This window comes from Streptomyces sp. NPDC054842 (genome assembly GCF_053611025.1).
On sequence record NZ_JBSGZN010000034.1, the window covers coordinates 53,281 to 73,523 of the forward strand.

General features: G+C 73.9%; 21 protein-coding genes and 7 tRNA genes. 11 read left to right on the forward strand and 17 right to left on the reverse strand.

Translation table 11 applies throughout. The features are described 5' to 3' along the window. Window positions 1-117: 117 nt before the first annotated feature. Window positions 118-1,344, reverse strand: a complete 1,227-nt coding sequence (locus ACWGIS_RS24900; protein ID WP_453364680.1) for a hypothetical protein — start codon at window positions 1,342-1,344, stop codon at window positions 118-120. Then, complete coding sequence (locus tag ACWGIS_RS24905) at window positions 1,341-1,907, reverse strand: DUF4365 domain-containing protein (RefSeq protein WP_453364681.1); 567 nt, start codon at window positions 1,905-1,907, stop codon at window positions 1,341-1,343. The genes ACWGIS_RS24900 and ACWGIS_RS24905 overlap by 4 nt, the downstream gene beginning before the upstream one ends. Window positions 1,908-2,075: 168 nt before the next feature. Here ACWGIS_RS24905 and ACWGIS_RS24910 point away from each other — a divergent pair, with 168 nt between their 5' ends. Continuing rightward, on the forward strand, window positions 2,076-2,801 hold the full coding sequence (locus tag ACWGIS_RS24910; protein ID WP_453364682.1) for an exonuclease domain-containing protein: 726 nt from the start codon (window positions 2,076-2,078) through the stop codon (window positions 2,799-2,801). A gap of 56 nt (window positions 2,802-2,857) precedes the next feature. Here the strand turns inward: ACWGIS_RS24910 and ACWGIS_RS24915 are convergent. Together ACWGIS_RS24915 and ACWGIS_RS24920 are read right to left on the reverse strand one after the other, a co-directional pair. Beyond that, window positions 2,858-2,929 (reverse strand) — tRNA-Val (locus tag ACWGIS_RS24915). A 39-nt stretch (window positions 2,930-2,968) separates the two neighbouring features. Continuing rightward, the gene (locus ACWGIS_RS24920; protein ID WP_453364683.1) at window positions 2,969-3,415 is read right to left on the reverse strand and encodes an SRPBCC family protein; all 447 of its coding nucleotides are present in this window, start codon (window positions 3,413-3,415) and stop codon (window positions 2,969-2,971) included. Window positions 3,416-3,502: 87 nt separating this feature from the next. Between ACWGIS_RS24920 and ACWGIS_RS24925 the strand changes: the two genes are divergently transcribed. After that, the gene (locus tag ACWGIS_RS24925) at window positions 3,503-5,926 is read left to right on the forward strand and encodes an SCO7613 C-terminal domain-containing membrane protein (RefSeq protein ID WP_453364684.1); all 2,424 of its coding nucleotides are present in this window, start codon (window positions 3,503-3,505) and stop codon (window positions 5,924-5,926) included. Window positions 5,927-7,139: 1,213 nt separating this feature from the next. On the opposite strand, the gene ACWGIS_RS24930 is transcribed toward ACWGIS_RS24925, so the two are convergent. Beyond that, window positions 7,140-7,214 (reverse strand) — tRNA-Val (locus ACWGIS_RS24930). 82 nt (window positions 7,215-7,296) lie between these two features. Beyond that, the gene (locus tag ACWGIS_RS24935; RefSeq protein ID WP_453364685.1) at window positions 7,297-7,731 is read right to left on the reverse strand and encodes a TIGR02611 family protein; all 435 of its coding nucleotides are present in this window, start codon (window positions 7,729-7,731) and stop codon (window positions 7,297-7,299) included. 191 nt (window positions 7,732-7,922) lie between these two features. Here ACWGIS_RS24935 and ACWGIS_RS24940 point away from each other — a divergent pair, with 191 nt between their 5' ends. Together ACWGIS_RS24940 and ACWGIS_RS24945 are read left to right on the forward strand one after the other, a co-directional pair. After that, on the forward strand, window positions 7,923-8,336 hold the full coding sequence (locus ACWGIS_RS24940; protein ID WP_003959770.1) for an SsgA family sporulation/cell division regulator: 414 nt from the start codon (window positions 7,923-7,925) through the stop codon (window positions 8,334-8,336). A gap of 251 nt (window positions 8,337-8,587) precedes the next feature. Next, a complete protein-coding gene (locus tag ACWGIS_RS24945) occupies window positions 8,588-9,145 on the forward strand; it encodes a CGNR zinc finger domain-containing protein (RefSeq protein ID WP_453364686.1) in 558 nt (185 codons plus the stop codon). Between the two features lie 41 nt (window positions 9,146-9,186). Here ACWGIS_RS24945 and ACWGIS_RS24950 read toward each other — a convergent pair whose 3' ends face one another. Together ACWGIS_RS24950 and ACWGIS_RS24955 are read right to left on the reverse strand one after the other, a co-directional pair. Further along, complete coding sequence (locus ACWGIS_RS24950; RefSeq protein WP_010988207.1) at window positions 9,187-9,339, reverse strand: hypothetical protein; 153 nt, start codon at window positions 9,337-9,339, stop codon at window positions 9,187-9,189. A gap of 201 nt (window positions 9,340-9,540) precedes the next feature. After that, window positions 9,541-9,984, reverse strand: coding sequence for a hypothetical protein (locus ACWGIS_RS24955; protein WP_453364687.1), 444 nt, complete (start codon window positions 9,982-9,984; stop codon window positions 9,541-9,543). A 169-nt stretch (window positions 9,985-10,153) separates the two neighbouring features. On the opposite strand from ACWGIS_RS24955, the gene ACWGIS_RS24960 reads away from it, so the two are divergent. After that, on the forward strand, window positions 10,154-10,675 hold the full coding sequence (locus tag ACWGIS_RS24960; RefSeq protein WP_453364688.1) for a DsbA family protein: 522 nt from the start codon (window positions 10,154-10,156) through the stop codon (window positions 10,673-10,675). 27 nt (window positions 10,676-10,702) lie between these two features. On the opposite strand, the gene ACWGIS_RS24965 is transcribed toward ACWGIS_RS24960, so the two are convergent. From ACWGIS_RS24965 to ACWGIS_RS24975, 3 genes are read right to left on the reverse strand one after another with little or no spacing between them, the layout of a single operon-like run. After that, window positions 10,703-11,527, reverse strand: a complete 825-nt coding sequence (locus ACWGIS_RS24965) for a GNAT family N-acetyltransferase (RefSeq protein WP_453364689.1) — start codon at window positions 11,525-11,527, stop codon at window positions 10,703-10,705. A 58-nt stretch (window positions 11,528-11,585) separates the two neighbouring features. Next, a complete protein-coding gene (locus tag ACWGIS_RS24970; protein WP_453364690.1) occupies window positions 11,586-12,407 on the reverse strand; it encodes an aminotransferase class IV in 822 nt (273 codons plus the stop codon). Further along, window positions 12,404-13,447, reverse strand: a complete 1,044-nt coding sequence (locus ACWGIS_RS24975; protein WP_453364691.1) for a chorismate-binding protein — start codon at window positions 13,445-13,447, stop codon at window positions 12,404-12,406. The genes ACWGIS_RS24970 and ACWGIS_RS24975 overlap by 4 nt, the downstream gene beginning before the upstream one ends. 157 nt (window positions 13,448-13,604) lie before the next feature. Between ACWGIS_RS24975 and ACWGIS_RS24980 the strand changes: the two genes are divergently transcribed. The 5 genes from ACWGIS_RS24980 (at window position 13,605) to ACWGIS_RS25000 (ending at window position 14,059) form a co-directional block, all read left to right on the forward strand. Beyond that, window positions 13,605-13,677, forward strand: a tRNA-Gly gene (locus tag ACWGIS_RS24980). Between the two features lie 39 nt (window positions 13,678-13,716). Further along, window positions 13,717-13,790 (forward strand) — tRNA-Cys (locus ACWGIS_RS24985). A gap of 1 nt (window position 13,791) precedes the next feature. Further along, window positions 13,792-13,863 (forward strand) — tRNA-Val (locus tag ACWGIS_RS24990). Window positions 13,864-13,889: 26 nt separating this feature from the next. Then, window positions 13,890-13,961 (forward strand) — tRNA-Val (locus tag ACWGIS_RS24995). Window positions 13,962-13,984: 23 nt separating this feature from the next. Next, window positions 13,985-14,059, forward strand: a tRNA-Val gene (locus tag ACWGIS_RS25000). Window positions 14,060-14,160: 101 nt separating this feature from the next. On the opposite strand, the gene ACWGIS_RS25005 is transcribed toward ACWGIS_RS25000, so the two are convergent. The 4 genes from ACWGIS_RS25005 to ACWGIS_RS25020 all read right to left on the reverse strand — a co-directional run bounded on the left by ACWGIS_RS25005 (window position 14,161) and on the right by ACWGIS_RS25020 (window position 16,391). Continuing rightward, window positions 14,161-14,448, reverse strand: coding sequence for a TFIIB-type zinc ribbon-containing protein (locus ACWGIS_RS25005; RefSeq protein ID WP_453364692.1), 288 nt, complete (start codon window positions 14,446-14,448; stop codon window positions 14,161-14,163). Window positions 14,449-14,527: 79 nt separating this feature from the next. Then, window positions 14,528-15,469 (reverse strand): phosphotransferase family protein, encoded by a 942-nt coding sequence (locus ACWGIS_RS25010; protein ID WP_453364693.1) that lies wholly within the window; start codon window positions 15,467-15,469, stop codon window positions 14,528-14,530. A 237-nt stretch (window positions 15,470-15,706) separates the two neighbouring features. After that, entirely contained in the window at window positions 15,707-15,916 is a 210-nt protein-coding gene (locus ACWGIS_RS25015; protein WP_453364694.1) for a hypothetical protein, read from the reverse strand. A 241-nt stretch (window positions 15,917-16,157) separates the two neighbouring features. Next, window positions 16,158-16,391 (reverse strand): hypothetical protein, encoded by a 234-nt coding sequence (locus tag ACWGIS_RS25020; protein ID WP_121404330.1) that lies wholly within the window; start codon window positions 16,389-16,391, stop codon window positions 16,158-16,160. Window positions 16,392-16,587: 196 nt separating this feature from the next. Here ACWGIS_RS25020 and ACWGIS_RS25025 point away from each other — a divergent pair, with 196 nt between their 5' ends. Further along, complete coding sequence (locus ACWGIS_RS25025) at window positions 16,588-17,898, forward strand: serine/threonine-protein kinase (RefSeq protein WP_453364709.1); 1,311 nt, start codon at window positions 16,588-16,590, stop codon at window positions 17,896-17,898. Between the two features lie 27 nt (window positions 17,899-17,925). Here the strand turns inward: ACWGIS_RS25025 and ACWGIS_RS25030 are convergent, their stop codons facing one another. Together ACWGIS_RS25030 and cobA are read right to left on the reverse strand one after the other, a co-directional pair. Then, on the reverse strand, window positions 17,926-18,744 hold the full coding sequence (locus tag ACWGIS_RS25030; RefSeq protein WP_453364695.1) for a TrmH family RNA methyltransferase: 819 nt from the start codon (window positions 18,742-18,744) through the stop codon (window positions 17,926-17,928). Window positions 18,745-18,891: 147 nt separating this feature from the next. Further along, on the reverse strand, window positions 18,892-20,175 hold the full coding sequence (gene cobA / locus ACWGIS_RS25035; RefSeq protein ID WP_453364696.1) for a uroporphyrinogen-III C-methyltransferase: 1,284 nt from the start codon (window positions 20,173-20,175) through the stop codon (window positions 18,892-18,894). Window positions 20,176-20,243 lie beyond the last annotated feature (68 nt).

Below are 20,243 nucleotides of genomic sequence, written 5' to 3' on the forward strand. Positions count from 1 at the left end.
CTCTCCTGCCTGAAGGAGACGTGCGCATCCTGTCCTGCGCGCGTCGTAACAAAGGCGATCGTACCGAGCCCGGGGTCCGCTCCGCGAAACGGTCGCGGACGGCGTCCGCGGCGGCGGTCAGTCGCCGCCGCAGGCCTCCTCGAAGAAGTCCGCGGTCTCCGCGGTCTCCTGCGACGACTTCATCAGCCGGTCCCGCTCCGCCTCGTCGACCTGCACGGGTACCACCCCGGAGGCGTCCGTCAGCCTGCGGAAGCCGCCGCGGCTCTCCAGCCGCCCGTGCACCCGCACCGGGAGCCCGACGAGGTGGGCGTGCCCGGCCGTCCGGTACGCCTCCTCGTCCAGGGTCAGCCGGACGTGCGGGACCTCGGCGCCGGCGATCACCCGCAGCCGTACGGAACCGGGGCCCCGGGCGGCCGGCCTGCGCATCCGCACGACGGCGCCGGTGATCCGCACCGGCACGGAGGGCTCCTCGCGGAGGTAGCGGGCGCCGGCCTCGCGCAGCGCGGGCAGGTCGCCGGGGGAGAACTCGACGGGCTCGGCGGCTGCGGCGCAGCCGTCCGGGGTCCCGGCGGCGGGGGCCCACTCGACGGCGATGCGGGCGCCCTCGGTGCCGCGGACGAGGACGATCAGCGATTCGGTGAGTTCGTGGCTGACGCCGGCCTCGACGGCCGCGTCGAAGGCGTCCATGCCGCCGGTGGCCCGCTGGTAGTCGATCGCCTCCCGGGCCGCGTACAGCGCGTGGTGCAGCCGTACGGCGAGCGGGCGCCCGGTGGCGACGGGCACGAAGGCGGTGAGCCGGCGGCCGTCGGGGGCGGCGCCGACGAGGACGTCCTCCAGGGAGGCGGTGGCGGGCCGGCGGTGCCTGGCGCCGTGGTAGCCGGCTCGCGCGCGGGTGGCCAGCGCTCCGGCGAGCAGCATCAGGCGGGCGGCGGTCCGCAGTTGTTCCTCCACGGTCCAGGGCGCGGCGCCCACGGGTCCGGTGGGCGCGTCCCGCCACCACCGGATCTCGTCGCTGGGCACGGCGAGCCCGACCAGGATGTCGCGGGCGGACGGAGAGGCGCTGCGGGACAGCGCGAGGAGCGCCTCGCCGACCAGGTCGTCGCTGTCGGGGAACGCCCGGCTCTCCGGGACCAGCAGGCTGGTCCCGCCGCCGCCCGGTCCGGGCGGGGTCCAGCGGCCGTAGCGCCCGGCGGCTCCGCCGCGCCGCTGCCAGCCGTGCCGGCGCAGCAGCGCGCCGAGCACGGCGGGGTCCACCTGGCGGGGGCCGGGCGTCCGGTCGCCGCCCGGTCCGGCCGGGCGGGGCGCGGACGGGCTCGGGGGTTCGTCGCTGGGGCGGTGTGTCATGGTCTGCCTCCCGTCCCGACGCGCGTCATGATCTCGCACAGTGCCCGGTCGTCGAAGATGCGCGCGGTCGGTATCCGGACGGTGGTCCTGCGCCGGCCGGTGACGGCGTGGCCGGCGAGGTTGATCCAGTAGCAGCAGTGCCGCAGGTCGAGGCGGTCGTGCCCGGCCCGCAGCCACTGGTCCTGCGACCTCGGGACGAGCATCACGACCAGGATCTTGTGCACCGAGACCGGGGTGCGGGCCAGCTTCGCCAGATGCGTGTTGTCGAGCGTGAAGGAGAAGGCGGGGCCGGGCGGGTCCGGCGGGATCTGGTACGTGCACTTGAGCTGCACCTTGATGGTGACCTCGTCGTCGACCGTGTGCCCGGGGGCGCTGTGGCTGACGTGCCAGTCGATGCCGTTGTCCGGGAAGGGCTGGGACAGCGAGCAGCCCGCGGCGGCCGCGACGGCGTGGAGATAGCCCACCTGGAGTGTCTCCATGCAGGCGGTGGTGGCGAGTGTGCCGCGGTGCGGTGCCGTCCGCAGGGGCAGCAGCCCGCCCCGCTCGGGCTGCGCGATGGCCATGTCCAACAGCCCTCCGAGCCAAGGGTCTTCCCACTGCGGGTCGCTGAACTGCAAAGACCCGTACCTGTGTTGTCTCCTTCGGGCGTATGCCGCAAACAGCCCGGGTATCACCGGAACGGGCAGTGGACGGGGCGTCAGCTGCCGTGGGTGAGCGAGGAGTTGTGACCTATGACGTGCTGGTACGAGGGCCCCCTGGCCGCGTTCGACACGGAGACGACGGGAGTGGACGTCGAGACCGACCGGATCGTGTCGGCCGCCGTCGTCGTGCAGGACGCTCCCGGGGCCCGGCCGCGGGTGAGCAGGTGGCTGGTGAGTCCGGGGGTGCCGGTGCCCGAGGGGGCGACGGCGGTGCACGGGCTGACGGACGAGCATCTGCGGCGCAACGGCCGCTGGCCGTCGCCGGTGATGGAGGAGATAGCCAGGGAGCTGGGCGACCAGGCCGCGGCGGGGCGGCCGCTGGTGGTGATGAACGCGCCGTTCGATCTGACGCTGCTGGACCGGGAGTTGCGCCGTCACCGCGCGTCCTCGCTGGACCGGTGGCTGGACTCGACGCCGCTGCACGTCCTCGACCCGCGGGTCCTGGACAAGCACCTGGACCGGTACCGCAAGGGCCGCCGGACCCTGACCGACCTGTGCGAGCACTACGACGTGGAGCTGGCGGCAGCGCACGACGCGGCGGCCGACGCGCTGGCCGCGCTGGACCTCGTACGGGCGGTGGGACGGCGTTTCGCGGCCCGGCTGGAGCGGCTGTCGCCGGCCGAGCTGCACACGCTGCAGGCGGTCTGGCACGCGGCGCAGGCCCGGGGTCTGCAGGCGTGGTTCGCGCGGAGCGGGACCCCGGAGGCCGTGGACCCGGCGTGGCCGCTGCGGCCGGAGCTGCCCGCGGCCGCCTGAGCGGTCCCGGGCACACGAAAAACCGGCCCGTCGACGACGGACCGGTTGTTTCCGGGTGGGCGATACTGGGTTCGAACCAGTGACCTCTTCGGTGTGAACGAAGCGCTCTCCCACTGAGCTAATCGCCCGGGAACGCACTGAACCATACAGGTCCCGGCGGGTCTCGTTCAAACCGCTTCGAGGTACGCGCCGAGTCCGCGCCGCCCGGCCCTCATCATCAGCGCGTGATTGGCACGGAAGACCGGCCGTCCGGGCACCGCGAGCCGGCGCATGAGCGGCTTGCGCACCTCCACCTCCTGGTCGTACCGGGCCAGGGTGCCCGCCCCGTCGGCGGTGAGCGTCCAGCGGGCCCAGCCGTCGAGGTCACCGGTCATCCCGATCTCCAGCACCCCCGCCACGGGGTCGCGCCGCACCTCTCTCGCGGTGAACACCAGGTCGTAGGGCACGAGCGAGCGGATACGGATGACGCCGGTGGTGTCGTCGACGCGGTCGACCTCGCGCACCTGGGGCCACCACCGCGGGTAGTCGTCGGCGCGCTCCAGGGCGGTGTAGACGGCGGTGAGCGGGGCGGGCAGGGTCCACAGGCTGCGGAAGCGGTAACGGCACCAGTCCATGTGCGGAGTGTGCCCGGCGGACGGTTGAGTACGGCGTGAGTACGCGCACTCATGCCCGGCGGGGTGACGGGGACCACACTCCGGAGCATGACCCACATCCCGCCCCCGATCGAGGAGTTGCGGCTCGTCGACGGCGAGCTCCGGCAACTCGACCTCCGACGGGCCCAGTTGCTGGCACGCCGCGCCTGGCTGGTCGGCGTCCTGCAGGCACCGGCCGCACGTCCGCACGCCACGGGGCAGCCCGGCACTCCCCCGGCCCGCCGCCCCGAGGCCACCGCTCCCGGGGTGCAGAACCTGCTGTTGATCCTCGGCGGCACCCTGCTCACCGTGGCGGCCCTCGCGTTCACGCTGGTCAGCTGGGGAAGCCTCGGGATCGCCGGGCGCGCCTCGGTGCTGGGCGCGGTGACGGTGGCGGCGCTCGGGGCGCCGGTGCCGCTGCTGCGGCGCGGGCTGCGCTCCACCGCCGAGTCGGTGGCGGGCCTCGGTCTGGCGCTGACCGTGCTCGACGCGTACGCGCTGTACGAGGTCGCGTTCCCGGGCCGGAGCGGCGCCGGGTACGCGGCCGTGGCGTCGGCGGTGCTGGCCTCCGGGTGGGCGGGGTACGGCCTCCTGCTCGGCGCACGCGTCCCATCGGCGGCGGCCGGCACGCGTCCGGCCCTGCGGCTGCCCCTGCCCGCGGCCATGGCGGTGGCGCAGTCGCCGCTGCTGCTGTGGACCGTGGCGGCCGGTGCGGGCGCCCGCACGTCGGCGGCGGCCCTGCTGGTCACGGCCGCGCTCGACGCGGCGGTGGCGCTGCGCGCATCCGTGCCGTCCGTGCGCCTGGTCGCCGCCACCGGTGCGTACGGCACGGGCGGCTGGGGCACCCTGGCGGCCGGTGTGCTCCTGTGGGAGGCGACCGGTCCCGGCACGGCCGCCCCCGCGGCGGCGCTCCTCCTCCTCGCCGCGGCGATCGCCCTGGTCACGTCCCGGCACGTGCCCGGTTCCGACCTGGCCACGGCCCTCGCGCTGGCCGGCGGTCTGGTCACGGTCGGCGCGCTCGGCGGCCTCCTGCGCTCGTGGCTGCCGGACGACTGGACGGTGCCGGGCTTCCTGCTGTGCGGGGTCGCGCTCGCGGCGGCGGTCCGCACCGGGCTTTCCGGGCCGGTGCGGCGCGGACTCCTCCTGGCCTCCGCCTCGGTGCAGGCCCTGGCGGTGCTGTGGGCGCTCCCGGTGCCCCTCGTCGCCCTACTGGGTCCGGCGAGCCGGATGGCCCACATCTGGTCCGGCGCCCCGGCCGACGCCCGCGCGGCGGTCACCCTGGACCTCCCCTGGCCGGTGCACGCGGCGACGGCGCCGCTCGTCCTGGCGGCGGTCGCCGTGGTCCTGGCGGCGGCGATCCGCGCCCCCGCCTGGAGGGACAGGGCGCGGGCCGGTTCTCTGGCGCTCGCCTGGGCGACGGCGTTCACGCTCCCCGCCGTCCTCCAATTGCCTTACGCGGCGGCCCTTTCGGTCCAGGCGGTCGCGACGATGGCGGTCCTGGCTGCGGCGGCCCACCTCCGTCCGGCGGAGCCCCTGCGGTCCCCGCTGCCCCTGGTGGCTCTGCTGCTGGCCCTGGCCGGTTCACTGAGTCTCGCCCTCCTCTCCCTCGCCTCCGAGACGGCGACCCTGGGCGTGCTCGCCGCCCTGTCCGTGCTGTTCGCCGTGGCCGCCCGGCAACCGCGGCCGGGACCCGTCGCGGTGGCCGCCTCCCTCACCTGGCTCGCCGCCCTCGCCTGTGCCGCCGGGGCGTCCCTCGGCTGGCAGCCGCAGCACACCGCCCTGCTCGTGCTGGTGGTGCCGGCCGGCGCCGCCCTGCTCGCCGCCCGTCTCGGCGCCTCGCCCCTGACCGTGCCGGTGGAGGTGACCGGGGCCGCCGCCGCGCTGCTCGCCGTCGGCCTGACGGTGCAGGACCCGCCGATGCTGGCGCTGCTGCTCGTCCTGTGCGGGGTGATCGCCGCGGGCACCGCGATCCGGGAGAGCCGCCGGGGTGTCGGCTGGGCGGCCGCCGTCCTGTTCGTCCTGGCCACCTGGGTCCGCCTCGCGTGCTGGGACGTCGGCGCCCCGGAGGCGTACACGATGCCGGTGACCGTGCCCGCCCTGCTCCTCGGGGCCGTGCGGCGCCGGAAGGACCCGCGGGTCTCGTCCTGGACGGCGTACGGGGCGGGCCTGTCGGCGACGCTCGTGCCGAGCCTCGCGGCGGCGTGGACGGACGCGCACTGGCCGCGTCCGCTGCTGCTGGGCGCCGCGGCACTGGCCCTCACGCTCCTCGGTGCCCGCCACCGGCTGCGGGCGCCGCTCGTCCTCGGCGGCGGGGTGCTCGTCCTGGACGCGCTGCACGAACTGGCCCCCTACATCGCGCAGGTAGCCGAGGCGCTGCCGCGCTGGGTGCCCCCGGCACTCGCCGGTCTGCTGCTGCTCGCCCTGGGTGCGACGTACGAGCGGCGCATCCGTGACGCGCGGCGGGTCCGGGACGTATTGGGAAGGATGCGCTGAGGCGGACTGCGGGCGCTTAGACACGTGATCCCGAAATGACCGGTGCCGCCTCCGACTTCCCGGCCGTCCCGGATCCCCTTCCGAGCGGCGGCGTACTCGGCCCGGGCCCAGCCCTCCCCTTCAGCCCTGCGCCGGCCTTGCCGAAGACCCCTCCCTCGACGGCGGGTGACGTCGTGTGGGATCCGACGGGAATACCGCCGTCCGGCATATTCCAGAACACCGTCGGATTCTTTCGGAAGTACGACAAGAGGGGCGTGCTCCTCGATCTCGAGTCACGGATGCATTTCCGCCCGCGATCTCGGTCCGCGACTTCTCCCAAAAGGCGGCGTAAATCCGGAAGTCGCTCTTCACCGCGATCTTCGGGTCCTTCTTCTCGAAGAGCCCGATGGCTCGTCGATCTTCTGAACCCGCCGTCGGCACCCGTCAGACGTAACGGACCGTCACCGTCCGGCCTGCGGAACGCCCGTGGCCGCCGCAGCCGCCAACCGCACGCCGCCGGCGAATCCCGGGCCGCCTCTTTCGAGCAAGCGCGCGGCGGTACGAGGTACGGAGGTCCCGGACGCGTCGACGATTCGGACAGGAACGGGCGGGAGGCGGGCCGGGGCCCTCCCGCGCGATCCGGACGGCACCGCTCCCCCGCGTCCACGACCTCGCAGGTCGGACACCCCGAGGCCGACCGGCCGAACACCGGACGGCGTTCCGTCCGTCACGCACCGCGGGCCGAAAATCCTCTGTCGCACGAGGCACGGACCTCCCGCGAACAAGGAGGGAAGGGTTCCGCGATAACCCAGGGTGGGCGTCCAGGCGTGGACCGAGTCGCCCGATCGGGCACCAGGAGACCCCGGAGCACTTCCACCGATGTCCCGAGGGGCGGGCCGCGCGTGGCTGTCCGCCGACGCTTCGGCGGCCGGAACAGGGAGCGCCCGGTCCGGTGTGGGACGACCGGCCGACGTGAGATGGGGAGCCACGGGCCCGCCCGCCGGCGCCGCCGGACCGGACGGCACGGTGGCCCCGTACGCCGCCACAAGGGCTCTTGACGGCCGCTTTCCGATCCGGGCCCCACCGCCCCGGCGTGACGCCTCAGCCGCCGCGAACCGGCCGGGAAGCCGCTTCACACCCCGCCCGGCATCTCGGGAAGGCGCGCCCGCCACCTCCGGAAACGCCGAAGGCGGTCTCCGTCCACGGAGTGCGTGGACGGAGACCGCCTTCGAACTGGTGGGCGATACTGGGTTCGAACCAGTGACCTCTTCGGTGTGAACGAAGCGCTCTCCCGCTGAGCTAATCGCCCGGGCGCACGGAGAACATTACCCCATGTCAGAGGGTGGCCCGGACCAGCCGGGCGGTTCCGCGGGACGCCCGCTGGGGCCGCGTCATTCCTTGATCTTCCACGGCATCTCGAAGCCGAACCTCCACACGTAGACCGCGACGAGAACCGCCACGATCACCAGGCCGACGGTCGTCAGGACGATGTTGCGCCGACGGACCCGGGGGTCCAGTGCGCGCTGCGTCGCCTCGGTCACCTTGCGCTTCGTCCAGCGCAGGACAAGCTGCGCCCAGACGAACTCGGTCGCCCAGATCGCCATGCCGCCGAAGATCACCAGCCATCCCGGGCCCGGCAGCGGCAGCATGACCACGCCGGCGCCGACGACCGCGAGTCCGACGATGAAAACGCCCACCTGCCAGCTCAGGTGCAGAGCGCGCCGCGACTGGACGAATTCCGGCGCACGTGAACCGAGCGGCCGCTCGGATGTCGATTCCTCGGCGGCCACGGCGACCTCGCCGGGCTCGTCACTCCCCGTATTCATACGACCAAACCCTACCCGAGAGAAACCGGTCACCGGAATGGGCGTACCTCGCGAACGCACTCTCGGCCGGATGAGCTACTTAAAGCCACGCAAAACACTCAGAGGGGTTTACAACGGCACCGTAGGTGGCATGTCGATTTCGCCGACGTGCGAATCCCCGAGCGCACACTGAGCGAAAGGCCCTGGCGCTTATGAACACCACGGTCAGCTGCGAGCTGCACCTGCGCCTCGTTGTGTCGAGCGAGTCCTCACTGCCTGTACCCGCAGGACTGCGGTATGACACGGCCGATCCCTACGCCGTGCACGCCACCTTCCACACCGGAGCCGAGGAAACCGTCGAGTGGGTGTTCGCCCGCGACCTCCTTGCCGAGGGCCTGCACCGGCCCACCGGAACCGGCGACGTCCGTGTCTGGCCGTCCCGGAGCCACGGTCAGGGCGTCGTCTGCATCGCCCTCAGCTCTCCGGAGGGTGAAGCCCTCCTCGAGGCCCCGGCACGGGCTCTCGAGTCGTTCCTCAAGCGAACCGACGCCGCCGTGCCCCCCGGCACGGAACACCGGCATTTCGACCTCGACACGGAGCTCTCCCACATCCTGGCGGAGAGTTAGCGAGAGACCCGGAGCCGCCCGGCGCCGTCCACTCGGGGAGACGGCTCGGGCCTGGACAACTGCATATGGCACACACCGGCGCCGTCGCCGCGGGATCCCGCGGTGGCGGCGCCGGTGCGCGTCCGCGGAGCGCCCGGGTCGTCCGGGACGGCTCCCCGGCCCGGCCCGCACCGGTCCCCGCCGTCCGCCGAGCCGCTAGGCTCGGCCCCCATCGGCGGGCGCCCGCCCGACTTCTGGCCAGGGAGCGAATCGTGCTGATCACCCACGACACCCGGTGCGCCCTCGACACCGTGGTGGATCTGGTGAACACCGTGCCCGAGGACGACGCGGCGGACCGGCTCCCGGACGTCGCCGCCCTAGCGGACTTCGTACGCAAGCACGAGATCAGCGACGTGGGCGTGCTCTCGGCGCAGGACCTGGCGGCCGTGCGGGCGGTCCGTGCCCGGTTCACCGGGATCTTCGCGGCGGACGACCCGCGGGCCGCGGCCGCGCTCATCAACGAGCTGGTGGCCGCCGCGGGGACCACGCCCCGGCTCACCGATCACGACGGCTACGACTGGCACGTGCACTATTTCGCGCCTGGCGCCTCCGTCGCCGACCACCTCGCGGCGGACTGCGGGATGGCGCTGGCCTTCTTCGTGGTCGCCGGGGAGCAGGAACGCCTGCGCCGGTGCGAGGCGCCGGACTGCCGGCGCGCCTTCGTCGACCTCTCCCGCAACCGCTCCCGCCGCTACTGCGACAGCCGAACCTGCGGGAACCGCCTGCACGTGGCCGCCTACCGCGCCCGGCGCAAGGAAGCGGCGAGCTGACGGAGCCCGCAACGGGTGGCGCCAGGGGCTCCGTGTACGGCTCAGAGCAGCAGCAGATCGTGCAGCGAAGCCATGAGCAGCAGACAGCCGATCACCGCAAGGAAGATCATCAGCGGCGGCTGGGAAAGTGCGAAGAGACAACCTCGCCGTTCCTCGGGAGGGGCGGCGGTGTCGCTCTGTGTTGTGTCCAGCATCTCGCCGTGATGATGACCTACAGCAGACCCCTTGGGCGCTCATCACGCCCGAAATGACCGGGAGTTCATCAATTCTCGCGAACCGCGGTGACGGACGTGATCACTTGCGCGGGTCCGGCTGATCACTTTCGGCTGGGTCGTTTCGGTTCGCCGGCGGAGCGGGCGGCTGCCCGCGGCTGCCGATGCCGCCGACCGCGCCGCTCAGATGCCGTGCTTCTTCAGGATCGCCTCGATGTCGCTGAAGTCGTCCGAGGAGCCCGCCGGACGCTGCGCCGGGGCGGGCCGCACCGCCGGGCGCGCGCCCTCGCCGAGGGAGGGCGCCGACGCCTCGGGGGCCACGCCCTCGCGACGGGCGGCCCGCGCCGCCCTGCGTTCCTTGCGGGTGCCGCCGCCGCGTCGCTCCACGGCCCGGGTGGTCAGGAACAGCAGCCAGGCGCCGCCCAGCACGGCGAACCCGGCCCACGCGGTCGGGCTGAACGCCGTGTCCGCGGCCCAGCCGACCGCGCCGGTCATCACCAGGCCGACGGGCACCAGGGAGTAGGCGGCGATCCGGGCCGCGGCCAGGAAGCGCTTGCGGTAGGCCGTGACCACGGCGATACCCAGCCCGGCCGCGGAGACGGCGGAACAGACGGTCTCGGCAATCATCCGGTCCTCCGGCGTGTGCGGTCGGGAAGGGTGCTTGCGTCCCTTCCATCCTGCACCGGCCCGGGCCCGCCGTGCCATGCTCCGGGCGGACCTCAGGGACATCTCCGGGTCGGGGTCCTCCCCAGGTCCCGGTTGGGACACCGGGGCCGCGGCTGGAAGACTGTGCGCCATGAACGACTCCCCCGCCGCGCGCCCCGTCACCCCGGTCCTGGACGTCTGGTGCGAACTGCAGTGCCCCGACTGCCGCACCGCCCTGGACGACCTGCGCGCCCTGCGCGCCCGCTACGGGGACCGCCTGGAGCTGCGGCTGCGGCACTTCCCGCTGGAGAAGCACAAGCACGCGTTCGCGGCCGCCCAGGCCGCCGAGGAGGCCGCCGAGCAGGGCAGCGCCTGGCCGTACGTCGAGGCCGTGCTCGGCCGCGTCGAGGAGCTGGACCGGCGCGGCGAACCGTTCCTCGTCGAGGTGGCCCGCGAACTCGGTCTGGACGCCGAGGAGTTCGACACCGCGCTGATCGACGGCCGGCACATCCTGATCGTCGACGCCGACCAGGCCGAGGGCAAGGCGATCGGCGTCACGGGCACCCCGACGTACGTCATCGACGGGGAGCGCCTCGACGGCGAGAGCCAGGAGGGCCTGCGCGAGCGCGTCGAGGAGATCGCCGACCGGCTGCTGGCGGAGCACGGGGCCTGACCCGGTCCCGGCGCCGCCGGAGCGGGCCTACAGCAGGTTCTTGTACAGGTGGTGGGCCGTCGTCTCGTAGCCGAGGGACTCGTACAGCCGCTCGGCCGGGGTGTTGCCCGCGAAGACGTTGAGGCCGATGACCGACCGGCCGGCGGCGATCGCCTGCGCCTCGGCCAGCAGCATCAGGGAGCGCCCGTGGCCCCGGCCGCGGTACGCCGCGTCGGCCTCGACGTCGAAGACGAAGGCGCGCTCCTCCTGGAGGGCCACCCAGAGGGTGCCGACCGGGGTCCCCTCGTGCTCCAGGACGCTGATCAGCACGTTCTCGGTGGCCGTCCCCTGCGCCAGCAGCTGGTCGTGGTCGCGCCGGGACTTCTCGTGCGCCTCGGCCGCGGGCACCCCCCGCTCGATCCACAGCTGGGCGTAGCTCTCCCTGGCCAGCGCCTCCCAGGGCCGGAACTCCTCCTCGGTCATCGGGCGCGCGCGGGTGCCCGCGGGCAGCTCGGGCGGCGTGGCGGCCAGGCGCTTCTCCATGCCGCGGTTGCGGGTGACGTAGCCCAGCGCCCGGGTCAGGCGGAGCGCGGCCTCCGCGTCGGCGGGCACGGACGCCTCGATCCGCCGGCAGCCCCAGCCGCGGGCCACCTCCTCGACAGCGAGGGCGGCCACCGTGCCCCGGCCGCGTCCGCGCTCGGCCTCGTCGACGCGCAGGTCGCTCGCCACGGCGACATCGGCTCCGAAGAGCGCGTGGGTGCCGAGGTGTATCGCGCCCACGGGACGGCTGTTCACGCAGATCTGGAAGTGGCGCGAACGCGTCCCGTCGGCGTGGTGCTGGAGCGGCTCGGTCGGCCGCAGGGTCGTGGTCATCACGGGTGTTGTACCCGCCCAGGGCTCCGGCGTCATCCGGATTACGGCCGCGCGCGGGTCACGGGTCGAGGTCGTCGCCCGCGCGCTCCTCGAAGATCCGCATCGCCTTGGCGGTCACCGGGCCGGGCGCGCCCGGCAGTTCGCGCCCGTCGACGCGGTGCACCGCCTGCACGTCCCGCAGCGTCGAGGTCAGGAAGATCTCGTCGGCGCGCTCCAGGACGTCGAAGGGCAGATCGGTCTCCCGGGCGCCCGTCCACTCGACGGCGAGGGCGCGGGTGATGCCGGCGAGGCAGCCGGAGACGACCGGCGGGGTGTGGATCTCGCCGTCCAGGACGACGAAGACGTTCGACCCCGTGCCCTCGCAGAGCTGCCCCACCGTGTTGGCGAACAGCGCCTCGGAGGCGCCCTGTTCGCGGGCGCGGGCGAGCGCGACGACGTTCTCCGCGTACGAGGTGGTCTTGAGCCCGGTGAGGGCGCCTCGCTCGTTGCGGGTCCACGGCACGGTGACGACGGCGGTGGAGTCGGGACGGCGGGTGGACGCGCCGAGGGCGACGACCAGGGTCGGGCCGTGCTCGCCGCGGTCCGAGCCGAGCGGGCCGTGACCGCCGGTGTACGTGATCCGGAGGCGGCCCAGCGGCATCGGGTTGGCCTCGATGACGGCGGCGCAGGCGCGGCCCACCTCGTCGAGGTCGGGGTCGGGCAGGCCGAGGCCGCGCGCGGAGCGGGTCAGCCGGTCGAGGTGACGGGTCAGGGCGAACGGCCGCCCGTCGACCGCCTTCACCGTCTCGAAGACGCCGTCGCCCACGGTCAGTCCGTGGTCGAGGACGGAGACGCGGGCGGACTCGGTGTCCTTGAGCCCGCCGTCGAGCCATGTCTTCACGAAAGGGTCCCTCCACTCGCCTCGTACGCCCCCGACGCTACCGCGAGCAGCCGGGAGGCCTTCAGCTCGGTCTCCCGCCACTCGCCCTCGGGGTCCGAACCCCAGGTGATGCCGGCTCCGGTGCCGAAGCGCAGCTCGCCCGCCGCCCGGTCGATCCAGAAGGTGCGTATGCCGACCGCCAGCTCCCCGGTGCCCCGGTCGGCGTCGACCCAGCCGATGCCGCCGCAGTAGGGGCCGCGGGGCGCGGTCTCCAGGGCGTCGATGATCCGCAGTGCGCTGGACTTGGGGGCGCCGGTGACTGAGCCGGGCGGGAAGGCGGCGGTGAGGAGCTCCGGCCAGCCCGCGTCCTCGCGCAGTTCGCCGCGCACGGTCGAGACGAGGTGGACGAGTCCGGGGTGCTTCTCCACGACGCACAGGTCGGGGACGGTGACGGTGCCGGTGGCGCAGACCCGCCCGATGTCGTTGCGGACCAGGTCCACGATCATCACGTTCTCGGCGTAGTCCTTCTCCAGCAGGTCCGCCTCGGTGCGTCCGGTCCCCTTGATCGGGCCGGACTCGACGGTCCGCCCGTCGCGCCGCAGGAACAGCTCCGGGGAGGCGGTGGCGATCTCGACGCCGTGACCGGGCAGCCGAATCGTTCCCGCGTACGGTGCGGGGTTGCCCCGGGCGAGCAGCGCGGTCAGCGCGTCCACGTCGGCGTCGGGCGCGACGGGCGCCGAGAGCACCCGGCAGAGATTCGCCTGGTACACCTCGCCGGCCGCGATGTGCCGCCGGATGCGGCGTACGCCCTCGGTGTACCCGGCGCGGTCGAGCGACGACGTCCAGTCACCGACGGCCGGCCCCCGCCAGTCCCCCGGCACGGGGGCGGGCACCGCCTCGGGCCGTACGTCGGCGAAGCGGGCACAGGTCAGACGGCCCTCGAAGTCGGCCGCGACGGCCCAGAAGCCGGCGGATTCCAAGGCCGCGGGGTCGCTGGTGACGTCGAGGAGACCGGTCGCCACGAGGCCGCCGAAGCGGGCGAGAGCAGGGAGGTCGTGCACGCTGTCGAGTCTAGGGTGGGTGACCTGCGGCCGGGCCCGGCCGTGTCCTGGTACGGGCACACCGCAGCACGCTGCGTAAACGCGTTTTTGTGCTGGCCGTGGAATCCGCTAGAGTTCAACACGTCGCCGGGACGCGTGAGCCGACCGGAAACGACAAGCGGACGTAGCTCAGTTGGTAGAGCGCAACCTTGCCAAGGTTGAGGTCGCCAGTTCGAACCTGGTCGTCCGCTCGCAGGAAGTGGGGGATCTTCCCGACCCCCCGCACTCCTGGTGGAGTGGCCGAGAGGCGAGGCAACGGCCTGCAAAGCCGTCTACACGGGTTCAAATCCCGTCTCCACCTCCAAGGACGATTAGCTCAGCGGGAGAGCGCTTCCCTGACACGGAAGAGGTCACTGGTTCAATCCCAGTATCGTCCACTGGATCTCGTCCAAGATCCTTACCCGCGCGATTAGCTCAGCGGGAGAGCGCTTCCCTGACACGGAAGAGGTCACTGGTTCAATCCCAGTATCGCGCACGCAGTACACCGCACCACGCCCCGCGCGATTAGCTCAGCGGGAGAGCGCTTCCCTGACACGGAAGAGGTCACTGGTTCAATCCCAGTATCGCGCACCAGCCGAAGCCCCCGGCCGTCTCGACGGCCGGGGGCTTCGTCGTGCGTCCCGCCGGCCGCCGGAAGCGGACAGGGGCCCTCCGGCGTGGAGGGCCCCCGTTCGTCAGGACGAGAAGAGCATCCGCCCGAAGCTCTTCTGGCGGTGGTGGCCGCCGTAGTGACCGCCGTGGCCGCCCTGCGGGGCACCCCATGCCGGTGCCGGGGCCGAGGGGTAGGCCTGCGGGGCGGGCGGGGGCGGCGGGCCGGGCTGCGACCACTGGGACTCCAGGCGGGTCAGGGACTCCAGCTCGCCGTAGTCGAGGAATATCCCGCGGCAGCCGCTGCACTGCTCGATCTGGACGCCATTGCGGTTGTAGGTGTGCATGGGCGCATGGCACTTCGGACACTGCATGCTCGGCTCAACTCCTCGCCGTCGGTGCTGCTTCGTGTGACACCAGGACAGACACTGCCCGGCTGCGGTCGGTTGCACCCTACTTGGGGCCTGCCGGCGTCAACTCGGGCGGGAGGGCGGCCATCCGGTCGCAGGCGTCGACGACGGCCAGTTCGACCTCGTCCAGGGAGCGGTCCGCCGCCGCGGACTTGGCGATCGCCAGTGCCGCGGTCTGCACGGTGAGGGCACGGGCCGGTACGTCGAGAGCGGGCCAGGGGTCGCCGTCGGCGGGGACGGCGGGACCGTCCGCCTGCCGGTAGGCGGACAGGAAGCGGTGCCACGCCTCGGGCGGCAGGAGACCGCAGGCGTACCAGGCGGCCGGGCGGGCCAGGTCCCAGGCGGGCACCCCGTGGCCCAGGTCGTCCACGTCGATGAGCAGCCACGGGCCGGTCGCCGCCGGGTGGCGCACCAGCTGGCCCAGGTGGAGGTCGCCGTGGCAGAGCGCGCCGGGCCCCTCCGGCATCGGGGCCTCGGCGCGGGCCCACGGCGGCAGGCCCGACCAGGCGCGCAGGACCGGTGCGGCGGCGGGGTGCGGGCCGGCCGCCCTGAGCCGGGTGATCGCGCGGGCCGCCTTGACGGGGCCGCGCATGGCGGGCAGCCCGTCCGGCACGGGCCCCCGGTGCAGCCGGGCCAGCAGGGCCGCGGCGGCTTCCCAGGGCGCCGCCTCGGGTGTCTCCGGGTCGACCGGGGTGCCGTAGGGCCAGAAGGTCACGGGGCGGCCGTGCAGGTCGACGGGGGCGGGGCGCAGCGGCGGGAGGAGGACGCCGGAGAGGGCGGGGTGCGCGGCGACGGCCAGGCGGCGGGAGAGCTCGCGGTGGTCCGTGCCCGCGTCGTGCGCCTTGGCGACGGTGTCGCCGTGGCGGACGACGGTGCCGTCCCGCCGGTCGGCGAGCACCGTGTCGTCGTGCGCGCAGCCGGCGCCGGCGGGGTGGGCCGCGCCGCGCGCCTGGGCGGTCAGCGCGGGCAGTACCTCTGCGGTCACGGGTCCCCCTCGGATGCGTTCGGTCCGGAGTGAGCGTACGCAGGCGGCGCGGCGCTCCGGTCACCGGCGGTGCGGGGGCGGGCCGGTCCGCGACGCGGGGCCGGACGCGGACATGGCAATGCCCGCGCAGCTCCCCAGCTGCGCGGGCATTTGTGCCGTCCGCCGCACCCCCGTCCCCACGGGGTTTCATGGCCGGATGTCCCCGCCCGGACCGCTCTTCCGGGCCTGGGGCGCCGCTCAGCGCCCCAGCATCACGCCCACGGACGACGCTTGTGTGACCACCGCTTCCCAGCCGCCGAAGACGACCACGAGCAGGGCCGCCAGAGGAAGGACCATCGCTGTCGCCACCAAGGGGTGGCGGCGGCCGGGGCGGCTGGTGCCGAACGCGGCGGTGTACGCCTTGCGTCCCTGCGCGCGGATCACCGTCCGCGATGCCGTGTGGGCCATGGTCCCTCTCCTGACCGAGCTTCTGTTGTGGTTGGCAGCGGCGGGTGTCTGACCTCGGGGGACGAGTGCTGCACCCGCCGCTTGACCTCAAATCTAGGTGCGCGGCGGGCGCGGGTCGTCATGCCCTCGTACCGATTGCCGGGCCTCCCGGAGGATGAGCGATGACCTGCGGCGTACTCCCCTGGGTGGAGACGAGGTCCCGGGTCTCAGGGTCTTCCCGGAGGGGACGCCCGGTGTGCCCCTACTGTTCCGAGCTGTCCTCCCTCGGGATCGGCTGCTCCACCAGCGCCAGCACCCGATTCGCCATGAACCGGGCGGTGCGCACCACTGATCCGCTGCGGGTGACTTCGCTCACTTCCACGACGCCCCGCCGCACCGCCGTCTCCACCCGGCGGCCCGCCCTGCTCGCCACCACCTCGTACGTACGCGTCGTGTCCCCGGCGTCCACGACGATCTCCACTCGGTCACCCTTCACGCGTTCAATCCCCCTTCTGGGACGGATGGTTGGGATCCCGGGCAGCTCGCAGCAGGCCCGGTCGCGCGTTCCCTGACCACCTTTCAAGTTTCCCACCCGGCACTGACAATCGATCGGGTCGTGAGGGCGCGGCCTATGCGCGCACCCGGCCGTGGAAACGTAAGCTGTGGCTCGTCAAACGGACCGGGCAGCGGGGATGGACATGGCGATGATGCGCCTGAGGCGCGAGGACCCGCGTGTCGTCGGCTCGTTCAGGCTTCACCGACGGCTCGGCGCGGGCGGGATGGGCGTTGTCTACCTGGGCTCCGACCGGCGCGGCCAGCGGGTCGCCCTGAAGGTGATCCGGCCCGATCTGGCGGAGGATCAGGAGTTCAGGTCGCGGTTCGCGCGCGAGGTCTCGGCGGCCCGGCGGATCAGGGGCGGCTGCACGGCGCGGCTCGTCGCGGCCGATCTCGAGGCGGACCGGCCCTGGTTCGCCACCCAGTACGTTCCCGGCCCCTCGCTGCACGACAAGGTCGCCGAGGAGGGTCCGCTGAGCGCGGCCGACGTGGCCGCGGTCGGTGCCGCCCTGTCCGAGGGCCTGGTCGCCGTGCACGAGGCCGGTGTCGTCCACCGCGACCTGAAGCCGTCCAACATCCTGCTGTCCCCGAAGGGCCCCCGGATCATCGACTTCGGGATCGCCTGGGCGACGGGCGCCTCCACCCTCACCCACGTCGGCACGGCGGTCGGGTCCCCCGGGTTCCTGGCGCCCGAGCAGGTGCGCGGCGCCGCGGTCACCCCGGCGACCGACGTGTTCTCGCTGGGGGCCACCCTCGCGTACGCGGCGACGGCCGACTCGCCCTTCGGGCACGGCAGTTCCGAGGTGATGCTGTACCGGGTGGTGCACGAGGAGGCGCAGCTGCACGGTGTTCCCGACGCGCTGGCCCCGCTCGTGCGGGCCTGTCTCGCGAAGGATCCAGAGGAGCGGCCCAGCACGCTGCAACTGTCGCTGCGGCTCAAGGAGATCGCGGCGCGTGAGGCACAGGGGCTCGCGGACGTACGGCCGCCCGCGCCGCGCTCCGATCCGGACCGGCCGAGTGGACGGCTCGCCGAGCAGTACGCCGAGCAGCGCACCCAGCGGCGTCCGCAGGGCCCGCAGCCGGGTCAGGGCACTCCCCCGGCCCGGACCGGCGGCGGCTCCAGGACCGGCGGCGGCTCCCGGTCGGGTTCGCGTCCGACGCCGTCGCGCAACACCACCCGCTCGGGCAAGCGGCCCGCTCCGCGCAGCGGCGCCGGGCGGCCGGGGCCCCGCACCACCGGTACCGGCCGGCGGCCCGCCAATCCGCGGCTGCTGCGTCAGCGGCTGTTCGTGTTCGTCGTGGTGACGCTGCTGGTGGCGCTGGGCATCGCGGCGGCGCAGGGCTGCCAGGGACCGGCCCGGGGACTCGGCGGCGGGGACGCCCGTACCGACGTGCGGCAGGAACAGGCGTACGCGCCGCCGGGGGACGGGCACCGCGCCGCTCCGTAGGGGCGGACGACGGGTGCCCCGGCGTGGTCAGGCCGTCGGGCGGCCCGTGGCCACGGCGTAGAAGGCGACCGCCGCGGCCGCGCCGACGTTCAGCGAGTCGACACCGTGGGCCATCGGGATGCGGACCCACTCGTCGGCGGCGACCAGCGCCCGGGTGGACAGGCCGTCGCCCTCCGCGCCGAGCATCAGGGCCACGCGTTCCATCCGGTGGGGCGCGGCCTCGTCCAGGGTCGCGGCCTTCTCGTCGGGGGTGAGCGCGAGGAGGGTGAACCCGGCCTCGCGGACCGTCTCCAGGCTCTTGGGCCAGGAGTCGAGCCGGGCGTACGGCACCGAGAAGACGGCGCCCATGGAGACCTTCACCGAGCGCCGGTAGAGCGGGTCGGCGCAGTCCGGGGAGAGCAGCACCGCGTCCATGCCGAGGGCCGCCGCCGAGCGGAAGATCGCGCCGATGTTGGTGTGGTCGTTGACCGACTCCATGACGACCACGCGGCGGGCCGAGCGGAGGAGTTCGTCCGCCGTCGGCAGCGGCTTGCGCTGCATGGAGGCGAGCGCCCCGCGGTGCACGTGGTAGCCGGTGACCTGTTCGGCGAGCTCGGGGCTGACCGCGTACACCGGGGCCGGCAGCTCGTCGATGACGTCGCGCATGACGTCGACCCACTTGGCGGAGAGCAGCATCGAGCGCATCTCGTAGCCGGCGTCCTTTGCGCGCCGGATGACCTTCTCGCCCTCGGCGATGAACAGGCCCTCGGCCGGTTCGCGCTTGCGGCGCAGCTCCACGTCGGTCAGGCCCGTGTAGTCGCGCAGACGCGGGTCGTCGGGGTCCTCAACGGTGATGAGATCGGCCACAGGGTGATACTGCCTTGTCCTGGGTGCGGTGCCAACGGCTCGGAACGGGTGGGTTACCCGGGGTTACTCGGAGTGCCCGGACGGCGGGCCCTCCGTGGGTCCCGACGCCGGAGCCCCCGGAGGGGTCGCGGGCCGGGTCCCGCACGGCTACTCGGCGAGCCCGGAGGCCGGGTTCGCGGAGGCCGCCTCGTCGAACAGCTCCTTGAGGAGGCCCGCGCCCACGTTCACCACTTCGCCGATGACGATGACCGCCGGGGGCTTGACCTCTTCGGCGCGCACGGTGTCCGCGACCGTCGCGAGGGTGGCGTCGACGCGGCGCTGGGCGGCGGTCGTGCCCTCCTGGACGAGGGCGACCGGGGTGTCCCCGGACCTGCCGTTGTCCATGAGCGTGCGGGCGATCGCGCCGATCTTGTCGACGCCCATCAGGACGACGAGCGTGCCGCGCAGCCGGGCGACGGCCGCCCAGTCGACGAGGGAGCGCTCGTCGTCGGGGGCGACGTGGCCGCTGACGACGGTGAACTCGTGCGCGACCCCGCGGTGCGTGACGGGGATGCCGGCGGCGCCCGGGACCGAGATCGAGCTGGAGATGCCCGGGACGACCGTGCACGGGATGCCCGCCTCGGCGAGCGCCTGGGCCTCCTCCATGCCCCGGCCGAAGACGAAGGGGTCGCCGCCCTTCAGGCGGACCACCGCCTTGCCCAGCCGGGCGTGCTCGACCAGCGCGTTGTTGATGGCCTCCTGCGCCATGAAGCGGCCGTACGGAATCTTCGCGGCGTCGATCACCTCGACGTGCGGCGGGAGTTCGGCGAGCAGGTCGCGCGGGCCGAGACGGTCGGCGATGACCACGTCGGCCTCGGCGAGCAGCCGCCGTCCGCGCACCGTGATCAGGTCGGGGTCGCCGGGGCCGCCGCCGACGAGGGCGACGCCCGGAACGCGGGTGCGGTGGTGCGGGGCCACCAGGGTGCCGTCGCGCAGCCCCTCCACCACCGCGTCGCGGATGGCGGCGGTGTGGCGGGGGTCGCGGCCCCGGGCGTTCGTCGTCAGCACGGCGACCGTGACGCCCTCGCTGTGCCCGGTGGCCGGGGTCCAGGCGGTGGCCGCGTCGGCGTCGTCGGAGCGGACGCACCAGACACGGTGCCGCTCCGCCTCGGCGGACGCCCGTACGTTCGCCGCCGGGTCGCTCGTCGCGATCAGGGCGTACCAGGCGTCGGCGAGGTCGCCGTCCTCGTAGGGCCGCCGCGTCCAGGTGATCTCGCCCGCGTCCGCCATCGCCTCGACGGACGGGGTGGCCTGCGGGGACACCAGGTGGACGTCCGCGCCGGCCGCGATGAGCGCGGGAAGGCGGCGCTGGGCGACCTGGCCGCCGCCGAGGACGACGACGCGGCGGCCGGCGAGACGGAGGCCCACGGGGTAGGCGGGGTGTTCGGCCATGGAGGTGCGGCTCCTCGTGCGGGGCGGTGCGAGACGGGCCCCCTGCGCCTTCGGAGCGGGCCTGACGT